Source organism: Rhodococcus sp. Leaf225 (assembly GCF_001426145.1).
Lineage (GTDB): Bacteria > Actinomycetota > Actinomycetes > Mycobacteriales > Mycobacteriaceae > Rhodococcoides.
On the sequence record NZ_LMRN01000007.1, the window covers coordinates 539,955 to 562,981 of the forward strand.

16 protein-coding genes and 1 pseudogene are annotated in these 23,027 nt (G+C 70.0%); 11 read left to right on the forward strand and 6 right to left on the reverse strand.

Going from position 1 to position 23,027, the window contains the following annotated elements; translation table 11 throughout:
• Nucleotides 1-5: 5 nt before the first annotated feature.
• Nucleotides 6-3,557, reverse strand: coding sequence for a carboxylic acid reductase (gene car / locus ASG69_RS02730; RefSeq protein WP_056447264.1), 3,552 nt, complete (start codon nt 3,555-3,557; stop codon nt 6-8).
• Between the two features lie 200 nt (nt 3,558-3,757).
• Here car and ASG69_RS02735 point away from each other — a divergent pair, with 200 nt between their 5' ends.
• The 9 genes and pseudogenes from ASG69_RS02735 (at nt 3,758) to ASG69_RS02775 (ending at nt 14,189) form a co-directional block, all read left to right on the forward strand.
• The gene (locus ASG69_RS02735) at nt 3,758-5,134 is read left to right on the forward strand and encodes an ABC1 kinase family protein (RefSeq protein WP_056447266.1); all 1,377 of its coding nucleotides are present in this window, start codon (nt 3,758-3,760) and stop codon (nt 5,132-5,134) included.
• Complete coding sequence (locus ASG69_RS02740) at nt 5,113-5,682, forward strand: TetR/AcrR family transcriptional regulator (RefSeq protein ID WP_056447269.1); 570 nt, start codon at nt 5,113-5,115, stop codon at nt 5,680-5,682. Before ASG69_RS02735 ends, ASG69_RS02740 begins: the two co-directional genes overlap by 22 nt.
• 152 nt (nt 5,683-5,834) lie before the next feature.
• A pseudogene (locus tag ASG69_RS02745) lies at nt 5,835-7,562 on the forward strand (cholesterol oxidase substrate-binding domain-containing protein).
• 104 nt (nt 7,563-7,666) lie between these two features.
• The gene (locus ASG69_RS02750; protein ID WP_056447272.1) at nt 7,667-9,142 is read left to right on the forward strand and encodes an MFS transporter; all 1,476 of its coding nucleotides are present in this window, start codon (nt 7,667-7,669) and stop codon (nt 9,140-9,142) included.
• A complete protein-coding gene (locus tag ASG69_RS02755; RefSeq protein ID WP_056447275.1) occupies nt 9,139-9,792 on the forward strand; it encodes a TetR/AcrR family transcriptional regulator in 654 nt (217 codons plus the stop codon). The genes ASG69_RS02750 and ASG69_RS02755 overlap by 4 nt, the downstream gene beginning before the upstream one ends.
• A gap of 68 nt (nt 9,793-9,860) precedes the next feature.
• A complete protein-coding gene (locus tag ASG69_RS02760) occupies nt 9,861-10,493 on the forward strand; it encodes a TetR/AcrR family transcriptional regulator (RefSeq protein ID WP_056447278.1) in 633 nt (210 codons plus the stop codon).
• Nucleotides 10,494-10,602: 109 nt separating this feature from the next.
• The gene (locus ASG69_RS02765; protein ID WP_056447281.1) at nt 10,603-11,511 is read left to right on the forward strand and encodes an AurF N-oxygenase family protein; all 909 of its coding nucleotides are present in this window, start codon (nt 10,603-10,605) and stop codon (nt 11,509-11,511) included.
• 7 nt (nt 11,512-11,518) lie between these two features.
• Nucleotides 11,519-13,003, forward strand: a complete 1,485-nt coding sequence (locus ASG69_RS02770; protein ID WP_056447283.1) for a 4Fe-4S binding protein — start codon at nt 11,519-11,521, stop codon at nt 13,001-13,003.
• 556 nt (nt 13,004-13,559) lie between these two features.
• Entirely contained in the window at nt 13,560-14,189 is a 630-nt protein-coding gene (locus tag ASG69_RS02775; protein WP_056447287.1) for a hypothetical protein, read from the forward strand.
• Here the strand turns inward: ASG69_RS02775 and ASG69_RS22415 are convergent.
• From ASG69_RS22415 to ASG69_RS02800, 5 genes are read right to left on the reverse strand one after another with little or no spacing between them, the layout of a single operon-like run.
• Nucleotides 14,137-15,456 carry an MDR family MFS transporter gene (locus ASG69_RS22415; RefSeq protein ID WP_235578820.1) on the reverse strand — a complete coding sequence of 440 codons (1,320 nt, stop codon included), beginning with the start codon at nt 15,454-15,456 and terminating at the stop codon, nt 14,137-14,139. The two genes, ASG69_RS02775 and ASG69_RS22415, sit on opposite strands and share 53 nt — an antisense overlap.
• On the reverse strand, nt 15,450-17,228 hold the full coding sequence (locus ASG69_RS02785) for an ABC transporter permease subunit (RefSeq protein ID WP_056447290.1): 1,779 nt from the start codon (nt 17,226-17,228) through the stop codon (nt 15,450-15,452). The genes ASG69_RS22415 and ASG69_RS02785 overlap by 7 nt, the downstream gene beginning before the upstream one ends.
• Nucleotides 17,225-18,718, reverse strand: coding sequence for an ABC transporter substrate-binding protein (locus ASG69_RS02790; RefSeq protein WP_235578821.1), 1,494 nt, complete (start codon nt 18,716-18,718; stop codon nt 17,225-17,227). Before ASG69_RS02790 ends, ASG69_RS02785 begins: the two co-directional genes overlap by 4 nt.
• Before the next feature lie 35 nt (nt 18,719-18,753).
• A complete protein-coding gene (locus ASG69_RS02795) occupies nt 18,754-19,530 on the reverse strand; it encodes an ABC transporter ATP-binding protein (RefSeq protein WP_235578822.1) in 777 nt (258 codons plus the stop codon).
• Entirely contained in the window at nt 19,527-20,312 is a 786-nt protein-coding gene (locus ASG69_RS02800; protein ID WP_056447292.1) for an ATP-binding cassette domain-containing protein, read from the reverse strand. Before ASG69_RS02800 ends, ASG69_RS02795 begins: the two co-directional genes overlap by 4 nt.
• 210 nt (nt 20,313-20,522) lie before the next feature.
• Between ASG69_RS02800 and ASG69_RS02805 the strand changes: the two genes are divergently transcribed.
• Both ASG69_RS02805 and ASG69_RS02810 read left to right on the forward strand, forming a co-directional pair.
• Nucleotides 20,523-20,804 carry a DUF1490 family protein gene (locus tag ASG69_RS02805; RefSeq protein WP_056447595.1) on the forward strand — a complete coding sequence of 94 codons (282 nt, stop codon included), beginning with the start codon at nt 20,523-20,525 and terminating at the stop codon, nt 20,802-20,804.
• Between the two features lie 101 nt (nt 20,805-20,905).
• A complete protein-coding gene (locus ASG69_RS02810) occupies nt 20,906-23,020 on the forward strand; it encodes a heavy metal translocating P-type ATPase (protein ID WP_056447597.1) in 2,115 nt (704 codons plus the stop codon).
• Nucleotides 23,021-23,027: the final 7 nt, after the last annotated feature.

Sequence of the window (23,027 nt, forward strand, 5' to 3'; positions counted from 1 at the left end):
GGCTGTCAGAGCGTCGGGATCAACCCCAGCGCCTCGAGATCACGCACGTACTTCGCGACGAGATCGCGCGACAGGTGCGGGATGTCGTCGATGTCCGCCAGTGCCGACCCCGGTGTCGACGTGTCGCGGACTGCGGCACGGAACACCTCGGCCGGTAGGGGTGACCCGGCGGTCGGCAGGTCCGGCCGCGCGTAGGCGTGCCGCAGCGGCAGCACCGAGGCGGACCGCTGCGCCGACGGCAGGGACTCGAGCGCGTCGGAGAACTCGGCGAACCACGTGTCGTAGTCGGTTATGCGCCGAATCGTTCTGCCGGACTGGATGATCCAGTCGACGACGGTGTCGAGAGAGATGCCGTCGTCGTGCGGATTGAGCACGTCGAAAGTCCGGTGTCCCGACGTCGCGCTGCCACCGAGCTCGGTGATCGCCGCTGCGGTGAAATCGGCGGGGAGTCCGTCGTAGTGTGCGCGCGGCCGCCCTGCATCGTCGACGGGTGCGCCCGTGTCCTGCCGGTAGAACGTCTCCGGGGCGATTCCGGTGGCGATCAGCGACAGCACCGTGCGGGTGAAGATGTCCGGGACGTTGAGCTGACCGGTCCACCGGGGGTGCGCCAGGATCATGTCCGAACGGAAGACGGTCACGGGGAGTCCGAAGGCGTCGAAGGCGTTGCGCAGCACCACTTCACCCGCCCACTTGGAGGTGCCGTATCCGTTGGCGTACGACTCGTCGAGGGCGCGGACCGGACTGATCTCGCGGATGTCGCCGTCCTCGGAGAAGGCCTCGACGCCCGCCGCGACGGCCACGGTGGACAGGTAGGTCACCGGCTTGAGGTGATGCGTCAGGGCGAGCCGGGCGATCTCGGCGGTGCCGATCACGTTGGGGCCGAACAACTGCTCGTACGGCAGCGCGTGATTGACGAGCGCCGCGGGATGCACGATGCGGTCGACCCGCTCGGCCAGCGACGCGTACTCCTCGTCGCTCACGCCCAGGTTCGCCTCGCCCACGTCGCCGACGACGACCTCGAGCGCGGTGTCGGCCAGCGTCGTCCACCGCGACCACAGGGCCGGGTCGCCGGTGTCGAACGCGGTGTCGAGACGGGCACGAGCGTCCGCCGCGGTGCGTCCGCGCACGAGGCACACGACGGTGCCGCCGACCGCGGCCTGGCGTTCGAGCCACTCCAGGCACAGGAAGCGCCCGAGGTATCCGTTGGCGCCCGTGAGCAACACGGTCCGGGTGTCGGTGCGCACCGGTCCCACGTCAGCCGCGGACGAGAGGAACTCGTCGCCGAGGACGGCGCTCAGCGTCAGCTGATCGGCACGGGCCTGCGTCGCGTGCGCTCCGTGCACCGAGGCGAAGGTCGCGGCTCCCGTGGCATCCGCGTCGCCGCGTCGCCGCTCGATGTGGGTCGCGATCGCCGCGAGGTCGGACGACGGCGCGATGACGACCGTGACGGGGACGTCCACCTCGAAGATGTCCTGCAGCAGGGTGGCGAACGTCAACGCGGACAACGAGTCACCGCCGAGGTCGGTGAAGTGCGCATCGGGTGAGACCTCCGTGCCGGCGCATCCCAGCAACGCCGCGGCGGCCTCGCCGACGGTCTCCAGGACGGGTGCGTCGGCGCCGCGGCGGCGTAGTTCGCTCATCTTCGCCGTCTGGCCCTCGTCGATCTCGCGGTACCTGTCCTCGAGCGCCTCGCCGTAGCGCGCCGTCAGAGCGGGACGCAGCTGCTTGTTCGCTCCCGAGAGCAGACCGTTCTCCTGCGTGAAGGGCTCCGCGGCCAGGACGATGTCGCGCGGGACCTCGTAGGACTCGAGCTGCTCCTCGCGCGCGAGGGCCTGCAGGGAGTCGAGCACGGTGGCGGTGTCGGCTCCGTCGGCGGGCACGACCACGGCGAGGAGGTAGGACCGCTCGCCGCTGCCGTGCAGATGGATCTGGTCGACGGCGTCGGCGGACGCGTAGATCGACTCCAGGCGCGAGAGGGCGACGAACTCGCCCTGCGCCAGTTTCAGCACGTTCTTGCGGCGATCGACGTACACGAGATGGTCCGGCTCCGTCTCCGCGACCACGTCCCCGGTGCGGTAGAAGCCGTCCGCACTGAACATCTCGGCCGTCACGTCCGGCCGCTTGTAGTAGCCGGGCACGAGGGAATCGGTCTTGAGGAGAAGCTCACCGCGCGGGTAGGGGCGGTCGGTCACCGCGTACCCGAGCTCCGGAACGTCGTCGAGGCGGTACTCGAGCACCGGCGGCCGCTGGACGACGCCGTCGAACAACACCATGCCGGCCTCGGTGGAGCCGTAATTGTTCTGCACCGTCGTGTCCAGGAGTTCGGAGACGAAGTCGATGACCTCGGGGGAGGTCGGCGCGGTACCCACCACTGCGGAGAGGATGCGGCCACCGAGAGTGGTGGATCGCATGTCCTCGAGGACCTCAGCGCGGACGGCGTCCGCGCTCTCGCCGGTGCGGTGCGCCCGGGTCTCGATGCGTCCGAGGGCTGTCTGACGCAGTAGATCGCACACGCGGGGAACCAGCATGGCCACGGTCGGCCGGGCGAGTGCGTAGTCGTCGAGAAGCGTGGACAGATCGCTCGAACTCGCGAAGTACACGATGCCGCCGGCTGCCAGGGTCGTGAACACCACCGCGCGCCCGGCGAGATGGCTCATGGGCAGGTAGTCCAGCGTGATCGCACCGGGTCGCCCGGCCTCGTCGGACTCCGCGCTCTGGTCGTACCAGTGGGACGTCGACCACAGGCGCGAGACGATGCGCTGGGTGTGGATGGCGCCCTTCGGGGTCCCGGTACTGCCGGAGGTGTAGATCAACGTGGCGATCCGGTCGGGATCGACGGCCTCGGGGCCGGCGAGCCGGGGGAGAGTGCGACCGCGTGCGATCGCCTCCCGCAGCGTCTCGATCGCGAGCACCGTGCCCGGTGCGGATCGTCGAGCCTCGGCGAGGCGGTCCTCGTCGTCGTCCACACGGTCGTCGTGGTCGAGTACGACGATGCGGCGGATGCTCGGGCACGCGGCGGCCACAGCCGTGGCGGTGGACAACTGTTCGTTGTCGACGACGAGTGCGACAGGCTCGACCTCGGCGGCGATGTCGGCGAGGCGTCCGGGAGCCGCGCCGGACTGGAGGGGAACGGCAACGGCACCGGTCCGGACCGTCGCCAGTTCGGCGACGACGTAGTCGGCACCGGCGAATCCCAGGGTCGCGACGAAGGTGTCCGGAGTGGCGACGTCGCCGAGTGCGGTCGCGAGATCGAGGGCATCGGACCACAGCGATCCATAGGTGATGGTGTCCATGCGCTGCTGGAGCCGACGCACCCGGCGACCGTCGTCCGCGGGCTCGACGTCGTACGCCCGGCGACCCAGCGCGGGCCGGTCTGCGTAGCGGTCCATGACCACCTCGACCATGGCGTGAAGATCGGGCGTCAGGTCCGCCACCTGTGCCGACACCGCGGGATCGGCGGCCGCGGCGCGCATCTCGGCGTCGGTGTCGAACAGGTGTGCCGCGCGGGCGGCGACAGCGTCGGTCCGTGTGTCTCCTGATGTGATGGTGCTGGTCATGCTGTGTTTCCCCCTCTGATCGACGTCGCGCGGTCCCCGTCGCGCGGTATATCGTTACTCGAAGTAAGAGTAAGCCCTCGCGGACCTCCGGAAACGTGATGTGCGACATAGCGTGCCCGAGATGTCCGGTGCGCCAGAAACTTCCGGGTCCGCGGTGCCGCGATCGATCGAGCGCAGGCACGGTGCGGGATACTGGGGAAGTGCCGGAGAAGATGCCGACGTCCAGGGTGGCCCGGGGCGCCGAGGTGGGTCGCCTCGTCGCGGGTCGCACGGCGCGTAACGCCACCATGCGAGTACGCATGGCGGGTCGCACCGAGGAACTGCGTGCCGCCCTCACGGCGAAGGAGGCGGTCCGCTCGGCCGAACGGCTGGTGACCGTCCTGGGCGGTCTCCGCGGAGCGGCGATGAAGCTGGGCCAGATGCTGTCGATGCTGGACCTGTCGTTCGTCCCCGACGAGCACCGCGACGAGTTCCACCGCAAGCTCGCCGAGTTGCAGAGCCGCGCACCCACCGTCTCGTTCGACGACGTGCGCACTGTGATCGAGGCGGATCTGGGCGAGTCGATCGAGTCGCTCTACGCCGAGTTCGACGAGAGCCCGTTCGCCGCCGCGTCGATCGGTCAGGTGCATCGTGCCCGCTTGCACGACGGCCGGGAGGTGGCCGTCAAGGTGAAGTACCCCGGTATCGACGACGCGGTGCGGGCCGACCTGAAGAATCTGTCGTTCTACGTCAAGCTGTTGCCGGCGTCGATCCCGATGCTGTCTTCCCGTGCCGTCGTCGACGAGTTGCGCCGAAACCTCGAGGCGGAACTCGACTACCCGGCGGAGGAGCGGACGCAGCGCCGCGTCGCGGCACTGTATCGGGAGCACCCGCACTTCTTCATCCCGGACACCGTGCCGGAGCGGTGCGGCGCGGCGGTCCTGACGACCGAGTTCGTCGACGCGGTGCCGTTCGACGAGATCCGTGCGATGTCGGCGGAGGTGCGAGACCGGGTGGGTGAGACGGTGTTCCGCTTCTACATCGGGTCTCTGCACACGCTCGGCGAGTTCTGCGGTGACCCCCATCCGGGCAATGTCCTGCTGGCTCGGGACGGGCGCGTCACCTTCGTCGACTTCGGTCTGTACCTGCGGATGAGTCCGGCGGACGTCTGTTTCGAGAGAGAGTGCCTGCGAGCGGCGATCGAGGGTCGCGGAGACGATCTGCTCATCGCCATGTCCGCGCGGGGGATTCTCGACCCCGGCGCCGCCGTGACGGCGAGCGATTGTCTCGACTACGTCTGCGCAGCAGCGGAACTCAGTCTGAACGACGGGTCGGTCACCGTGACGCCAGAGATGGCGGGGGCGTGTTTCGTCCTCGCCGTCGACCCGCGATCGGGCAGTTTCGGCACCATGACCAAGCAGTGGTTGCCGCCCGAGCACGTCTTCTCCCGTCGCGCGGACTTCCTGACGTTCGGCATCCTCGGGCAACTTCGTGCCACCGCGAACTGGGGGCGGATCGCGCGCGAGTGGTTGTACGACGAACCGCCGAGCACCGCCATGGGTGTGGACATCGCCGCATGGCAGCCACCGCCCGCGTGAGGGAACGCATCCTCGCGGCGGCGGTGCGACGCCTCGAGCTCGGTGGTTTCGACGGCGTGACCATCAGTTCCGTGGCCGACGAGGCCGGTGTCTCCCGCCCGACGGTGTACGCGCACTTCGGTACCCGCGACGCCCTGGTGTCGGACGCGTTGCAGGACGTGAGTTCGCGTGTCATCGGGTCCGTCGTGTCCGCGGTCGGCGAGCGGGAGTCGGTGTCCGAGTTCGTCGTCGAGGCCATGGTCGCCGCGCGTGCGGCGTTCCGGTCGTCGCCGGCGTTGGCGCCGCTGGTGCATCCCGGCCGTGGAACGGTGATCTACGACGGATCCGCCTTCGGGATCGACGCGCTGAGCCTGACCCGGTCCTTCCTCACGCCTCTGGTGGGAGCGCCCGCCGAGGCCGGCGGCGACCTCGACGAAGTCGCCGACCTCTGCATCCGCATGTTCCTGTCCGTGGTGCAGTTCGACAGCGAGGCGACCCGCTCCGACGACGCGCTCCGGGGCTATCTGCGCCGCCGCCTCGTGCCGGTCCTCGACCTGCCCGGCGCGTGACCCACCCGGCCGAGACCCTCCCGGACTTGACAATCTTTACGGGTATGTCAAAGGTGTAAACCCTCCGGGGGGACAAGCAGATCCGGACTGCCCAGCAGTGCGCTCACGAGGCGTGGGGCTCACATCATCCGCATCTCGCGCATCGGGGACTCATGCCATCGTTCGACCGTCGATCCTTCCTGTCCGCATCCGCCGCCTCGGCCGTGGCCGCCACGCTCGCGGGAGTGCTTCGACCTGCTCTCGTGAACGCCGTTCCGGCGGGGACCGACGGTTCCGGGCCGGTTCCACCCGACTTCCCGCCGGGAATCCCGCTGTTCCGGCAGCGGTACCAGAACTGGTCGAAGGAGATCGTGGTCGACGCGGTGTGGACGTGTTCGCCGCGATCCGCCGACGACGTGGTGACGCTCGCGAACTGGGCTCACGCCTCCGGTCACCGGCTGCGGCCGCGCGGCGCGATGCACGGGTGGACCCCGTTCACCATCGAGAACGGCGAGAACCTGGACCGGGTCGTGCTCGTGGACACCATGACCGCGCTGACCGGTGTCACCGTGGACACCGCGTCGTCCACCGTCACCGCCGGTGCCGGCGCGACTCTGTCCGACGTCCTCCAGGCGCTGGAGGACCACGGTCTCGGATGGTCGAGTGTGCCCGCGCCGGGGGTTCTGTCCATCGCGGGCGCTCTGGCTGTCGGGGCGCACGGCGCCGTGGTACGCGCAGTGGGAGAACAGGTTCCGATCGGTTCGTCGTCGTGATCCTTGAGCAATCTGATGACCTCGATGACGGTGGTCGCGTGGAACGGGACCGGGTACGCACTGCGGACCGTCGCCCGGTCGGAGGCCGACGCGCCGGATCTCGCGGTCCATCTCGGCCGAGCGTTCGTCACCGAGGTGACGATGCAGGCGCATCCGGCGACTCCTATGCGATGCGAGAGCATCACCGACATCGGCTGGGCGGAGTTGTTCGGAGCGCCGGGGGCACCGGGGCGTACGTACGTCGATTTCCTGGACCGGTCCGGCCGCGCGGAGGCGATCTGGTACCCGTTCACCGACACTCCGTGGCTCAAGGTGTGGACGCCGACTCCCGTGCGACCGCCGTCCTCCCGCGAGGTCGACGGACCGTACAACTACACGTTCTCCGACACCCTCCCGGAAGCGGTGTCCGACGCGATCGGTGCTGTCGTGTCCGGGCGGACGGAACTGACGCCCGCGTTGGGTCAGGTGTTCCTCGCGACGACGGTGGCGGGGCTCGCGGCCACGGGGTCGTCGGACATCTGGGGAGCGCCGAAGAACACGCAGTTCTACATCCGTCCGAGCACACTGCTCCTGACGGAGGGCGGCGGTGCGGTGATCACGGCTCGCGCGAACGTGGCTGCGGTCCTGCACGACTTCACCCGCTGGTTCCGAGAGCGCACCGAGCACTACGCGTCCCTGGGGCAGTTCCCGATCAACGGCCCAGTCGAGATCCGGTGCTGTGGTCTCGACCAGGGCTCGGACGTCCTCGTCGACTCGGCCGGCCCGCCGACGATCTCGGCCATGCGTCCGGTACCCGATCGTCCCGAGTGGGACACGGCGGTGTGGCTCAACGTGCTGGGCATTCCGGGAACGCCCGGGATGTTCGCGTTCTATCGCGAGATGGAGCAGTGGATGCGAGAACGTTTCGACGGTGCCGATGCGGTGTTCCGGCCGGAGTGGTCCAAGGGGTGGGCGTTCGACGAGGACCGCCCCTACCGAGACGTGCAGGCGCTCACGGCCACCATCCCCGACTCGTTCCGCGACGGGTACTCGGGCGAGCGGGACTGGGACTCCGTCGTCGGCACCGTCGACCGACTGGACCCGCACCGCGTGTTCGGCAATGCCTTCCTCGACCGATTCGTCCGGTGACGTGGTGATGCGGGCCACAGGAGCGGCGAGAACGTTGACGTGGGTAAGGATCGGTGCCTAATTTAAAACAGCTGTTTCAAACTAGCTGAGAAGAGACTCGACCCATGTCCTCACCCATCGCTGCCACGGCCGAGACGGAGGAGACCGGAACCGGACGCATCGTCGCGGTACTGGCCTTCGCCGGCATCACGGTCGCCCTGATGCAGACACTGATCATCCCGCTGGTTCCCCAGCTCCCCGCTCTGGTGAACGCCTCGGCCGCGAACACCGCGTGGGCCATCACGGCCACCCTGCTGGCGGGTGCGGTCGCCGTTCCCGTGACCGGCCGACTCGGCGACATGGTGGGCAAGCGGCGCATGCTGCTGGTCAGCCTGGCGCTGCTCGTCGCCGGATCGGTGGTCGGTGCCCTTGCGAACAGCCTCGTGCCCCTCGTCGTGGGGCGGGCACTGCAGGGTCTCGCCGCCGGTGTGATTCCCCTCGGCATCAGCGTGATGCGGGACGTGTTGCCTCGCAACAAGCTTCCCGGTTCGATCGCGCTGATGAGTGCGTCGCTCGGAGTGGGCGGCGCCCTGGGTCTTCCGGCCGCGGCGATCATCGCCGAGTACGCGGACTGGCACTTCCTGTTCTGGACGGCGGCTGCGCTCGGCGCACTGGTGGCGGTCGCCGTGGTCGTCGTCGTTCCCGAGTCGACGGTGCGCACCGGCGGCACGTTCGACATCGGTGGAGCGCTCACGCTGTCGGTCGCCCTGGTGACCCTGCTGCTCGGGATCTCGAAGGGTTCCGACTGGGGGTGGAGCAGCGCGTCGATCCTCGGCCTGCTGCTGGCGTCCGTCCTCGCGTTCGCGGCGTGGATCGTGTGGGAACTGCGCACTCCCCAGCCACTGGTGGACCTGCGGGTCTCGCTGCGGCGGCAGGTGCTGTTCACCAACGCCGCGTCGATCATGCTCGGTTTCGCGATGTTCGCACTCAGTCTCGTTCTGCCGCAGATCCTTCAGTTGCCCGCCGCGACCGGTGTCGGCCTGGGACAGTCGATCCTCGTCGCGGGCCTGGTGATGGCGCCGTCCGGACTGATCATGATGGCCGTCGCGCCGGTGTCCTCGCGCATCACCACCACGCGCGGACCGAAGATCACGCTCATGGCCGGCGCGGCGACGGTTGCCGTCGGCTACCTGCTGGGCATCGTGATGATGGGCGCGGTGTGGCAGCTGATCGTGGTCTCGCTCGTCATCGGTGCGGGCATCGGACTGGCGTACGGAGCGATGCCCGCCCTGATCATGTCGGCGGTGCCCGCCTCCGAGACAGCGGCGGCCAACAGCTTCAACACGCTGATGCGGTCCCTCGGAACGTCGTTCGCCAGTGCGGTCGCGGGGGTCGTTCTCGCGTCGATGACCGTGTCGTTCGGATCCACCGCGGTGCCGTCCGAGGCCGCCTTCCGGATCACCATGGCCATCGCCGCCGGCGCGGCGATCCTCTCGGTCGTACTCGCCTCCTTCCTTCCGCGTCACCAGGACGGCGAGGGCGAGGCGTCGGAGGTCGTCGGAGGTGCCGTCACCGACCGGGCCACCGAGCCGGTGGAATGAGCCAGGCCCGGTCGACGCGAGCCCCGTCCGCGCGCTCCGAGGCGACGCGCGAGGCGATTCTGGGTGCCGCCGAGCGGCTGTACGCGGAGAACGGTGTCGTGTCGGTGTCGAACCGTCAGGTCGGCGACGCGGCGGGGCAGAGTAACAGCGCCGTGGTCGGTTACCACTTCGGCAGCAAGGAGGATCTCGTCCGCGCGATCGTCGTCCGCCGGACGGGCGACGTCGAACGGATCCGCTCCGCCCACGTCGCGGCGATCGGAGAGGGCGCCGACCTGCGAGCGTGGGTGTCGGCACTGGTCCTTCCGTCGACGCAGTACTTCGCCGAGTTCGGCGCCCCCACCTGGTACGCGCGGTTCGCCTCCCAGGTCATGACGGACCCGGTGCTGCGGCCGATCCTGGTGGACGAGGCACTGTCCTCGGCGACGCTGCGAGAGACGGTGGCCGGCGTCATCTCGTGTCTGCCCCCGATTCCTGCCGACGTCCGCTCGGCCAGAGGGGCCATGGCGCGCACTCTGCTGACGCACGTGATGGCCGAACGAGAGGCGGAGTTCGCCGCGTCGGGCGCCGATCCGACGGCGTACTGGACCGCGTGCGGCATCGACCTCGTCGACGCCATCGTGGGGATCTGGTCCGCTCCTGTCTCCCGCTGACGTCGCGACGCGTCGTCAGCGGGCTCGCCGCGCCGACGACCGGGCACCCGTCGACCTAGACTTTCCGGATGCAGACTGCCGGGAACAGGCTCGAGCGACGGAAGGCGCGCACGCGCCAGGCTCTCGTGGACGCCGCGCGCGAGATGATCGCCGACGGGCGTTCCTCCACCGCGAGCATCGCCGACATCACGGCCGCCGCCGACGTCGGGTTCGGGAGCTTCTACAACCACTTCGAGGACAAGCCCGCACTCTTCGCCGCCGCCGTGGAGCAGGTTCTCGAGCAGATGGGGGAGACGCTCGACGGAGTCTCGCCGCGCTCGGACGATCCGGTGCAGATCTTCTGCGACGCCGTCAGGCGGACCGGTCGTGCCGCCGTCTCGCATCGTCAGGCCGCGGAGATCGTCGACCGGTCGGGGTTCGCGTTGCTCGACGCGCCCGGTGGTCTCGGGCCGCGGGCCCGCCGGGATCTCGCGGCGGCGGTGGACGCCGGACGACTCGAGATCGAGGACCTGTCTCTCGCGACGGCGATGACGGCGGGTGTGCTGTTCGCCCTGGTACACCGATGGCTGGAGGACCCGGGCTCCGTCGACGATCGCCGGATCGACGACGCAGCGGAGCGGCTGCTGGTGATGCTCGGAACGGACCCCGACACCGCTCGGGCAGTGGCGCACACGGACCTGGAGATGCCGCAGATCTCCTGACGATTCGGGACCGTCCCGACCCGGCGACGTCTTCCCGTGACGGCGAGTACCTGATAACCTCTGTCACAGTTAGTCACGGAGATGTACCCGCCCACGGAAGGACGACGCCATGACCAGCACACTCGACCCGGAACTCACCGTCTCGGACGCCGAGGACGTGTCTGCTCGGCTGCTCGATTCCGTCGCAGCGCTCTCGTACGACCCCATGCAGGAGGTCGACTGGGAGGCTCCACTCGACCCGGAGCAGTTCGGCCTCAATCCTGAGTGGAGCACCCTCTACGGCACTGATCTGTGGAAGGAGATGACGCCCGAACAGCGCGTCACCCTCACCCGCCACGAGGTCTGCTCGATCATGAGCACCGGCATCTGGTTCGAGATGATCCTGCAGCAGATGGTCCTGCGTGATCAGTACTGCAGCGACTCGTCGTCCTCGGACTTCCAGTTCGCGCTCACCGAGATCGCCGACGAGTGCCGCCACTCCCTGATGTTCGCCAAGGCGTGCCGCACCATGGGCATCAAGGCGTATGTCCCGCGCCGGCTCAGCATCGAGCTCGGTCGTGGCTTCAAGACCCTCGCCGTGTCCGAGGCCGCCTACGGCGGCATCCTCGTCGCCGAGGAGGTGCTCGACGTCATGCAGCGCGACTGGATGCGCGGCGAGAACGTGCTCCCGTTGGTACGCACCACCAGCAAGATCCACGTCGTCGAGGAGTCGCGGCACATGACGTTCGCGCGTCAGCAGATGCGCGAGAACATGGCGGGAATCTCCACCGCCCGCCGTAAGTCCGCGGCCCTGCTCATCGCCATCGCCGCCCGAGTCATCGTGTCCAACATGGTGAACAAGGACGTCTACGCCGCGGCCGGTCTCGACCGGGACCGCGCCGTGCGCGAGGCGAAGAACAACACGCACCACCACGTCATGATGCGCACGAGCAGCCAGCACCTGATGGCGTTCCTCAGCGACTGTGGACTGCTGACCAAGCCCGCTGCGGCCGTCTACCGCACCATCCACATGGTCTGACGCTCCCATGGCCTTCGCGATCACCCAGAACTGTTGCAACGACGCATCGTGTCTGTCGGTCTGTCCGGTCAACTGCATCCACCCGACGCCGGACGAGCCGGACTTCGGCAAGACCGACCTGCTGTACATCGATCCGCGGTCCTGCATCGACTGCGGCGCCTGCGCGGACGCGTGCCCGGTGGACGCGATCACGCGGGTGTCGCGGCTGTCGCCGTCGCAGACGATCTACGCGGAACTGAACGCCGACTACTACCGGGACCGGCCGGTCGATCATGCATGGGGCGCACCGACGTTCCCGCCCGCGGACATCGGCTCCGTGTCGCTGAAACGGGTCGCCGTGGTGGGAACCGGGCCGGCCGCCTGCTACACCGCGACGGCGCTCCTGCGTCAGACCGATGCCGCGGTGACCTTCTTCGACAAGCTGCCCGTGCCGGGTGGTCTCGCGAGATACGGTGTGGCACCGGACCATACGAGTACCCGGCGCATCGGTGAACACTTCCGGTCGCTGTTCGTGCACTCGCGCGTGACGATGCGCCTCGGCGTCGAGGTCGGGGTCGACGTCACGGTGGAGGAACTCTCGCGGACCTTCGACGCGGTGGTCTACGCGGTGGGTGCCGATCAAGACAGGCAGCTTCCCCTCGAGTCCGAGGTCGTCCCGATGAGTGCCCGCACCCTCGTCGGCTGGTACACCGGTCACCCCGACGTCCCCGCCGACGCCGTGGATCTGCGCGGCGTGACGCGCGTCGTCGTGATCGGCAACGGGAACGTGGCCCTCGACGCGGCGCGGATTCTGACAGCTCCCGTCGAGGACCTCGTGGGCACGGACATCTCGGCCCACGCGCTCGCGGCGCTGCGGGACAGTGCGGTGCGGGAGGTCACCGTGCTCGGTCGACGCGGTCCCGAGGTCGCCGCCTTCACCCGGTCCGAGTGCCAGGCGCTCGTCGATCGCACATCGGTGCCCGTTCTGGTCGCGGGCGAGGACGATCTCTCCTCGGTCCTGGCGGCGCTGCCGCTGTCCGCGTCCGCTGCACCGCTCGCCGCCGCACCGCGCGCCGACGAGGCCGAGACGGGTGACGGCGCGCCGCGCATCGTCTTCTCGTTCGGGCGCGCACCGGTGGCGGTACGCCCGGGAGCGCTCGACGTCCGCGGATCCGGCACGTCCGACGCGGGGATCGCGAGCTCGATTCCCGCCGATCTGGTGCTGCAGGCGACCGGGTATCGCGGGTCCGCCCTGCCCGGACTTCCCTTCGACGCGGACCGCGGAACCGTGCGCAACGTCGAGGGTCGCGTCGTGGACTCCGACGACCGCCCGGTGGCCGGGGCCTACGTCGTGGGATGGGCCAAGCGTGGCGCCACGGGGGGTATCGGCGACAACAAGCTCGATGCCGAGCGCACCGTCGAGCTGATGCTCGCGGACTCCCTCTCCGCAGCCACGTCGTCGCGTCGCGAGACGGCCGGCAGACGACCATTGTTCGGCCGCGCCGGCCGATAGGCGAGCCGTTCCCGCGCTCCACTCCCGGGTCTCCAGCAGCCCCGGACCGTACCTCTCGGGAGGTGTGGTCCGGGGCTGACTGCGTTCCGAGGTGTCGGTGTGGCGCTGTGAGAGCGCCCGAGTGGCCGTCGTGGAGCGCGAATTCGCCACGAATCGCCGACCCGCCGTTCGTGGCTTTTCACGAAATTCAGTCTGCTTCGTCGGTGCAGTTCTACGAGGAGTCACCAAAGCGACCCGGAATACGAACGGGTAACTCGGATATAGGTTGTCGTAACGGGTCAATGACCTGCGGTTCGTTCTCGGGCCTCGAAAAGGGCACATTCGTCGCAGGTCACCGATTTCGGGGCGGAATCCACTTTTTGCTCGGGAAGCGGGACAATAAGTGTGTGGATTCGTCGTCCGGCGAGTCCGTGGTCTGTTGGTCGGGGCGCCGGACGGCGATCCGACAACTCTGTCCGAGAGGTGTCCGATGTCGACGACTCTGCTCGCCCCCACCCGCCTGATCACACAAGGGAGCACGCGCCTTGCAGATCGTGATAGTGGGACCGTTCTGGTGATGAGTTCCCCGTCCGCCGATCGTGGGCTCTGGGACGAGTACCTCGCCTGCGCCACGCGGTCCTACGAGCGCCACGGAGTGGGCGTCGCGCTCGACGTCGAGCGCGTCGCCGACGGTGCGGACACCGCTGTGTTCTACGCGGCCGTGGACCGTGCGGGGCAGGTCGTCGCCGGCGTCCGCGGCCAGGGCCCGTACCTCAGCGCGGACCAGTCGCACGCTCTGGTGGAGTGGGAGGGCAACGCCGCTCGGCCCGACGTCGCGGAACTCGTCCACGGTCGACTGCCCGCCGGTGTGGTGGAGATGAAGACCGCGTTCGTCTCCGCGGACGCCGAGCATCCCGGTGCGCTCTCCGCACTGCTGTCCCGTACGGCGCTGCCCACCATGGTCTTCACGGGCGCCCGGTACGTCATGGCCACGGCGGCCGATCACGTGCTGCGACGGTGGGAGTCCGGCGGCGGCCGCGTGGCCGAGAACATCGCCCCGGCCGCGTACCCCGACGAGCGCTACCGGACCCGCATGATGTGGTGGGACCGGTTCTCGATCATGGACGACGTGACCGAGGACGTGTGGGCACGCATCACTCGCGAGACGGAGGTGCTGACGGGCCGCGATCTGGTTCTGGCGGCGTGATCGCCGGGGTCACCGGTACCAGTCGGCGAGCCACCGAGCGCAACGTCACTGCCGCCGCGAGCGGCAGGACCGCCGCGGCCGCCCACGGAACCGCCTCGCCTGCAGGCGTGTCCGGCATCGCGTCGATGATCGCGCCGAGCGCGACCGACCCCACGAGCACCCCGATCCCGCCCAGCGAGGCCAGCAGACCGTAGTACGAGCCCGTGCTGCGCTCCCGCGCCATCCGCGGGACCAGGTCGCGCGCGAACGGCATGGCGATCATCTGACCTACCGTCAGCAGCATGACGAACGCGGCGGGCCCCACGAGCCCTGCGGCACCCTCGGTGCCGAGCAGTGCGGCCACGGCCGCCGCGGCGAACGCGGTCGCCATGACGGCGAAACCCAGTGGGAGCACACGTACCAGCGGGAACCGGCGCAGTGCTCGGGTCACGCCCATCTGCCCGGCGACGACGAGTGCCGACGCCGCGGCGAAGAACCATCCCAGTGGTGCCTGCGATCCCCACACCTGCTCGACCCGCAGCGGCAGCAGGAGATAGAGCTGGTTGTACGCGACGAGCTGCGCGCTCATCGCGGCGGCGAAGACGAGGAACAGACGGTTGCGGGCGATCTCCCGCCAGTCGTCGAGCCAGGTGTCCGTGGTCGACTCGGCGCGTCGAGCTGGCAGCAGCACCACGTGCGCGAGCGTGATGACGACGAAGACCCCGGCCGCGACGAGGCAGGTCAGTCGGAAGTCCACCGCGAGCAGCGCGGAGCCCAGCAGCGGACCGGTGAACGCGCCGATCTGGCCGAACACGGTGAACAACGCGAACGCGTCCAGGCGGGACTGGCCACCCGCGCGTTCACCCTCGCCCGCTTCCAGCGCCACCGCGCTCTCGACGGCCGGCGAGAACAGCGCCGCGGCCACGCCGGTGAGCGCCGTGGCTGCGAGGACGGCCGGAAGGCTCTGGGCCAGAGCCAGTCCCACGAATCCGAGGACGCGCAGGACGCAGCCCGTCAGCACCACCGGCTTGACGCCGAGGCGGTCCGCCAGCGTTCCGCCGACGACGAAGAGTCCCTGCTGCGAGAACGTGCGGACTCCGAGCACGACACCGACCAGCGCGGCGCCGAGACCGAGGTCGGACGTCAGGTGCACGGACAGGTACGGCAGCACCATGAAGAAGCCGATGTTGAAGGCCATCTGCGTGAGGACGAGCAGTCTCACGGTGGGCGTGGCCGCACGGAGGTCGTGCCAGGGGAGCACTCGACCGCGGCGAGACGCCCTCAGCACGCGGAGACCGGGGTGGGACGGTCGGCCTGCGCGGCGGGACCGTCGGTGGACCGACGCCCACGGCGGGACCGGACGGCACTCGACAGCGACACCGCCGTGACCGACAGCAGAACGAGGCTCACCAGGGGCGCGAGGGCCACCCAGGGCGCCCGCTCCACCGTGGACACCCCGTCGGCCAGCACGAGACCCCAGTCGGGACTGGGTGGTTGCGGTCCGAGTCCCAGGAAGCCCAGGGCGGCGAGTGCCAGGGCGATACCCGGCAGCCGCACCACCCCGTGACGCAGAACGGCGGGACCGACCGCCGGGAGCACCGACCCGAACAGCACGCGCAGTCGACCCGCGCCGAGGGTGGGCAGGACGGCGACGTACGGCCTGGCCGCGACCTCGGCCGACAGCGCTGCAGTGTGCGCGGCCAGGGGTGCCCACGAGACCAGCAGGACAGCCACGGCTGCCGACGCGGCGCCGGGGCCCACGACGGAGGCGACGACCACGCCGGCGATGACCGGTGGCGCGGCGTTGGTCACCTCGATCGGACCGGTGAACACCCGCGCCGCCGAACCGAGAACCAGACCCACCAGCACACATCCCAGTGCGACCGTCGCGGACACGGTGACGGTGTGTGCCGCACCGTGAGCGACGCGGGCGAGCACGTCGCGTCCCGACGCGTCGGTGCCGAACGGATGCGCGAGGGACGGTGGCAGGAACTTGCCTCGCGTGGTGGCGAACGGGTCGCGGGGCAGGCCGACGAGCACCATGGTGCCCAACGCACTCGCGGCGACGGCGGGCACGACGAACGGGAACCGACCCGCGGCGACTCGAGCGGTGGGTACCGGGACGGCGTGATCGTGCACCGACCGGCCGAGCAGTGCCCGGCGGGCGGCCTGCGCGGCCACACCGATGAACACGCTGACCCCCATGAGCAGCAGAATGTCGGCCTGCAGCGCCGGAAGGTCCTGCGACTGAGCGTGTCCGAGCATCGATCGTCCGATCCCGGGGATGGCGAAGACGCGTTCGACCGCGACAGCTCCACCGAGCAGACCCACCATCACGAGGGCGATCTGGGACGTGAGCGACGAGGCCGCGCGACGCAGCACCGCACGGGCGAGCGTGCCGCGGTCCACGTCGGCGACCGTCCACGTGGTCACCCATGCCTCGGTGAACGACACCGACACGGCATCGGCGAGCAGACGGCCGAGCAGCCCGCCGGCCGGGAGACCGAGTGCGAGAGCCGGGAGGATCGCCGAGGTCGGGCCGGTCCAGCCGTAGGACGGGAGCGACAGCCACACGCTGCCGACGATCACCGCGACGGACGCCAGCAGGAACTCCGGCACCGAGGTGAGAACCGAGGCGCCGACACCCGACGAGCGGGTGGGCCGCCCCCGTAGCCCGGCGCGCAGTGCCGGAGCCACGATCACCGTCGCCACCGCACAGGCCACCGCGAGGGCGAACCCCATCAGGGTCGTCGAGACGGCGAGCGCGTCGAGGGCGCCGGGAAGGACGGGCCTGCCGGTGTTCCACGACGTGCCGAGATCGCCCCGCAGAACTGCGCCGAACCACCTGCGCAGCAGTGTGATCGGACCCGCATCGAGTCCCAGATCGGCGCGGATCGCGGCGAGTGCGGCGGGTGTCGGCTCCTGGTCCGCGGAGCGCGCACGCAGGATCGACAACGCCGGGTCGCGGCCCGACAGCCACGGCAGCAGTGCGACCACCACGATCACGCCCGCGACGGACAGCAGGCGAGAGGCGGAGACGAGGACGCGGCCGGACGTCATCCGACCGTGGTCTCGGTGGTGACCAACATCCGTTCCCGCGGATCGCGCGCTGCACCCGACACCGACGCGGCCTCACCCTGCACGACGCGCTCGTGCAGCATCGGCACCACCGCATCGCGCTCGAGTATCAGCCGCTCCGCCTCGAGGACGGCGGCTCGGCGCGCTGCTCCCGGCTCGGTCGCCGAGGCGGTGGACAGAGCGGCGTCGACGGCGGGGTCGCAGAACTGCGCGATGGTGAAGGAACCGGCGCAGGCGAAGTCGGAGTACATGTAGGCGACGGGGTCACCCGAGTCGAGCACGGTCGCCCGCGACAGGACGAACGCGTCGAACGCGCCGGCGAGAGCATCGGCCTCGATGAACTGGTACTCCCGGACCACCTGCTCCACCACGAAACCGCGGGCCTCGAGCTCCTGCTGCAACAACACCGCGACCTCGGGCAGTTCCGCGCGATCGGTGAAGGTGCCCAGGGTGATCCGTCGCCCCGCGGGATCGCCGGCCGGGGCGGTCGTGCGTGCGGGCCGGTCCGCCGTCCACGGCAGGGCGGGTCCCAGCAGTCCGCGGGCCACGTCGGCGCGGTCCTCGTAGACCTGGTCGACGAGTCGATCGGCGTCGACGGCCTCCCGCGCTGCGGCGCGCATCGACGGGTCGGCGAAGGCGCCCGTCCTGTTGTTCAGGTAGAGGGTGTTGGTGCGCGGCATGGGCACCTCGTGCACGAGAGCCGGATCGACCAGCGCCGCCTGCGACACCGGCACCGCCTCGACGATGTCGGCGGTACCGTTCCGCAGCGCCGCGGCCCGGGCCGTGCCGTCGGGGACGAAACTCACGTCGATGCCCGAGGCCTTCGCCGGACCACCCCAGTAGTCGTCGTTGCGATCGAGTGTCGCCGTGGACGTGCCGTCGACGGCGGTGAGCACGAACGCACCGGTGCCGTGTCCGACGGGATCGACGGGACCACCGCCCGCGTACGCGCCCGGCGAGAGGATGGCCAGCTGTGGGCTCGACAGTCGTTGCGGTACCAGCGGATCCACCGTCGCGGTGCGCACGGTCACGGTGTCCGTGCCGTCCGCCTCGACGGTCATGTCGACACCGTCGAGAATGCGGGGCTTCGGCGAGGCGGTGGTGGCCGCGGTGAGTGCGGTGACCACCGCGGCGGCGTCGAGCGGCGTCCCGTCGTGGAACCGGACGTCGGGCCGCAGGTCGATGCTCCAGGTCGTGTCGTCCACGCGAGTCCATGCGGTGGCGAGGGCAGGCTGTGCCTCGCCGAGATCGTCCAGTACGACGAGGGTCTCGGCCGTCGACCATCGGGACAACTTGAAGGCGTCGTCGCTCAGCGGGGTCAGCCCGGAGCGCGGCGGCTGCAGCATCGCCACACGCACTCGGCCGCTCCCGTCGTCGGCGGACGGTGATGCCGCGAAACAGCCGGACAGCGCGAGCACCGACACGGTGAGAACGGCGGAGAGGGGCAGCATTCGGCGGGGGGACCGCATCATGGGCATTCTTTCGAGGGAAGGTCGGACGGAACGAACTACAGGCGCGCGCGGACGGGAAGACGCGGTACCGCATCGACCAGGGCGCGGGTGTGGGTGTGCTGCGGGGACCCGAGAACCGTGGTGGTGCAGCCACTCTCGACGATCACGCCGTCGGCCATGACCAGAAGACGGTCACTCGTGCGGGCGGCGACGGCGAGATCGTGCGTCACCAGCAGCGACGCGGTGCCGTCGCGGTCGCACACGGTCTCGAGGACGTCCAGGACGAGATCTCGCAGGGGCAGGTCGAGTCCACTGACCGGTTCGTCGGCGACGAGGTAGCGGGGTCGGCACGCGAGGGCGCGAGCGATGGCCACCCGTTGTCTCTGGCCGCCCGAGAGCTCACCGGTGCGGGCGCCGACCATCGACGCGGCCACCTCCACCGAGTCCAGAGCCGCGAGGGCGCGAGCGCGGTGATCGCCCTCGCACCGCAGCCACCGCAGCGGTGCGGCGACCGAGTCGAGCACGGTGCGACGCGGGTCCAGTGAGGAACCGGGATCCTGCGGAACGTACTGCACCTCGCGGCGGAACCAGCGGGTCGAGCGGGCCGTTCCCGGCCGGATCGCGGCGCCGTCGAGTGTCACCTCGCCGGAGTCGGGTGTCTCCATCGCCAGCAGCATCCGGAGCAGGGTCGACTTGCCCGAGCCGGAGGCGCCGACGAGTGCGATTCGCTCCGAGGGCGCGACGGAGACGGTGACGTCGTCGACCGCGAGCGTGTGTCCGTCGTACCGGCGCGTCAGTGCGCGGCCGTGCAGACCGGGAGATCCCGACGTCACGATGCGACCGGGGCGGAGTGCAGCGCCGCGTCGGCGGACCGTGCGCGCGAGACGAGCCTCGCCGTGACGGGATGGCGCGGTGCTGCGAGAATGTCTGTGACGGTGCCTGTCTCGATGATCGTTCCCCGGTCGGCGACCACGACGCGGTCGCAGAGAGCGGCGGCGACGGCCAGATCGTGCGTGACGAACAGCAGGGCGGGTCCTCGATCGCCGCCGGTCGCGGCGCCGAGAGTCGCGACGACGGTGCTCTGGCTGACCACGTCGAGTGCCGTGGTGGGCTCGTCGGCCACGATCACCGGGGCATTCGAGGCCAGAGCCATCGCAATGCAGACACGCTGACGCTGCCCGCCGGAGAGCTGGGCCGGACGCGCTGCCGCGATGCGCTCGGGATCGGTGAAAGCCATGCCCCGCAACAGTTCCTCTCGATCGGCACGTCGCCGACTCGCCTCGCCGCGATGGCGCAGTGCGAGATCGAGCTGCCGTCCGACGGTGCGGAAGGGGGCGAGTGCGGACGACGCGTCCTGGAAGACCATCGCCGCCCGGGCGTCACGGGGGCGGCGGGGGACGGGCGTGCCCGCCACGTCGTGACCACCGATGCGCACGTGACCGGCGACGACCAGGTCGGGAGGAGTGACGCCGACGACGGCGGACGCGATCACGGATTTCCCGGAGCCGGACGCGCCGACCAGTGCGACACGTTGTCCCGCAACGACATCGAACGTGATGCCGGTCACGAGCGTGGTGACGCCGACCCGGACGGTCAGGTCCTCGACCTCGAGCACGGTGGTGTTCCTCCGCCTTCTGTCGATACTGATAATCGTTGTCGTCGAGACAGTAGGGGTTCGTGACGATGGGGGCAAACCGGCCGACGTCGCCCGTCCGATCCGACAACGGTTGTCGGTAACGCTATGATCGCTGCACGTCGTCCTCGCAGGCGATCCACCGTCACCGATCCGCAGCTGCTCGCAGCGCGGTGCAGAGGGAGTCCCACCATGATGTTTCCCGTCATCGCCAAGGCGGCGTCCACCGTCGTGACCGGGGTCGTGGGCGTCGCGGCCTACAACGGTGTGAAGAAGGTCGTCGAGCGTGCACCGCTGCGCGAGGCTGCCGTCCGGGTCACCGAGGTGAGCCTGCGGGGGGTGCGCAAGGCGGAGGTCAAGGCCGAGTCCGCCCGTCTCGCGGTCTCCGACGTGGTCGCCGAGGCGAAGGATCGCATGGGTGAGGAGGTGCGGCCCCCGGCGGCGTCCGACGTCGGTCACGGCCACGACCACTGAGCGCCGACGTGAGCACCGCGGTCGCCGCTCGCACGGACACCGATCCCGCCGAGACGCCGACACCCGCAGCACCCGAGGTCCTGTCCCACGGCGCCGGCAGGATGCGCGTCCGACTCGACTGGATCGCCGGCAGTGACGTCCGCGCGGTCGCGGTCGAGGACTTTCTCGACGCCGTTCCCGGTGTCCGCGCCGTGCACGCCTTCCCTCGGACGGCGTCCGTCGTCGTCTGGTACTCCCGCTCCCGTACCGACGCCGCGTCGGTGCTGGCCGCGCTGACGGCCGTACCCGCGGCGACCGCGCTCACGCCGGGCCAGGCCGCGGTGCGCACACCACGGTCGGCAGACGTCGGTACCGGCGAGCTGCTGCGCATGACGGTGGGCGGAGCGGCCCTGGTCCTGCTGGGCCTGCGCCGGTACGCGCTGCGCCGACCTCCCGTGCTGGGCCCCACCAGTCGGCTCGTCGCCACCGGGGTCACCGTCTTCACCGGCTATCCCTTCCTGAAGGGCGCCGTGCGGTCCCTCACGGGAGGCCGCGCGGCCGGAACGGACGCCCTGGTGTCCGCGGCGACGGTCGCGAGCCTCGTCCTGCGTGAGAACGTCGTCGCCCTCACCGTGCTGTGGCTGCTGAACATCGGCGAGTACCTCCAGGAGTTGACGCTGCGCCGCACCAGGCGTGCCATCTCGGATCTGCTCAGCGGCACCCACGACACCGCGTGGATCCGGACCGGTGACGGTGCCGAGGTCTCCGTGGACATCGACTCGCTCGAGGTCGGCGACGAGGTCGTGGTGCACGACCACGTCGGAGTCCCGGTCGACGGCACCGTGATCGAGGGAGACGCCGTCGTCGACCAGTCCGCCATCACCGGCGAGACGCTGCCGGTCACTGTGACCGTGGGGACCCGGCTGTCGGCCGGATCCGTCGTGTTGCGCGGCCGCGTCGTCGTCCGCGCGTCGGCCGTGGGTCGCGACACGGCGATCGGCCGCATCATCGCCCGGGTCGAAGAGGCGCAGGAGGATCGCGCGCCCATCCAGACGGTGGGCGACAACTTCTCCCGTCGCTTCGTGCCCGCGTCGTTCCTGCTCTCGGCCGCCACGCTGCTCGTCACCCGTGACGTCCGCCGGGCCATGACCATGCTGCTCGTCGCGTGCCCGTGCGCGGTCGGTCTGTCCACCCCCACCGCCATCAGCGCTGCCATCGGCAACGGTGCCCGGCGCGGAATCCTCATCAAGGGCGGGTCCCACCTCGAACAGGCAGGCCGTGTCGACGCCGTCGTCTTCGACAAGACGGGAACGCTGACGGTCGGGCGCCCGGTGGTGACCAACGTGATCGCGTTCCACGACGCGTGGGAGCCGGAGCAGGTGCTCGCCTATGCGGCCAGCTCCGAGATCCACTCTCGGCATCCGTTGGCGGAAGCCGTGATTCGCAGTACCGAGGAACGTCGCATCGAGATTCCACCGCACGAGGAGTGCGAGGTGCTCGTCGGGTTGGGCATGCGGACCGTCTCGGACGGGCGGACGCTGCTGCTGGGCAGTGCGTCGCTGCTGCGCAGAGAGAATGTCGACGTCTCCGAGGAGGCGTCCGACTGGGTGTCCCGTCTGCAGCACCGTGCCGAGACGCCTCTGCTCCTCGCGGTCGACGGCGTGTTGGTCGGGCTGGTCAGTCTGCGCGACGAGATCCGCCACAACGCCGCCGAGGTACTGCGCGCGTTGCGGGCCGACGGTGTGCACCGCATCGTGATGCTCACCGGGGACAACCCGGCCACGGCCGCCGCCGTCGCGGCCGAGCTCGGTATCGACGAGTGGCGCGCCGAGTTCATGCCCGAGGACAAGCTCGACGTCGTCCGCGCCCTGCAGGCCGAGGGCCACATCGTCGCGGTCGTCGGCGACGGCACCAACGACGCGCCGGCGCTCGCGGCCGCGGACATCGGCATCGCGATGGGCGCCGCCGGGACCGACGTGGCGGTGGAGACCGCGGACGTCGCTCTCGCCGGGGACGATCTGGCACGACTGCTCGACGTGCGCGCGCTGGGGCGGCGCTCGGTGGCCGTCATCCGCCAGAACTACGCCATGTCGATCGCGGTCAACGCGATCGGGCTGGCCGTGAGTGCCGGCGGAGCGCTGTCACCGGTACTCGCGGCGATCCTGCACAACGCGTCGTCCGTCATCGTCGTCGGAAACAGCGCGAGACTCATCGAGTACAGGCCCGGATCCGGGTAGGTTCGAC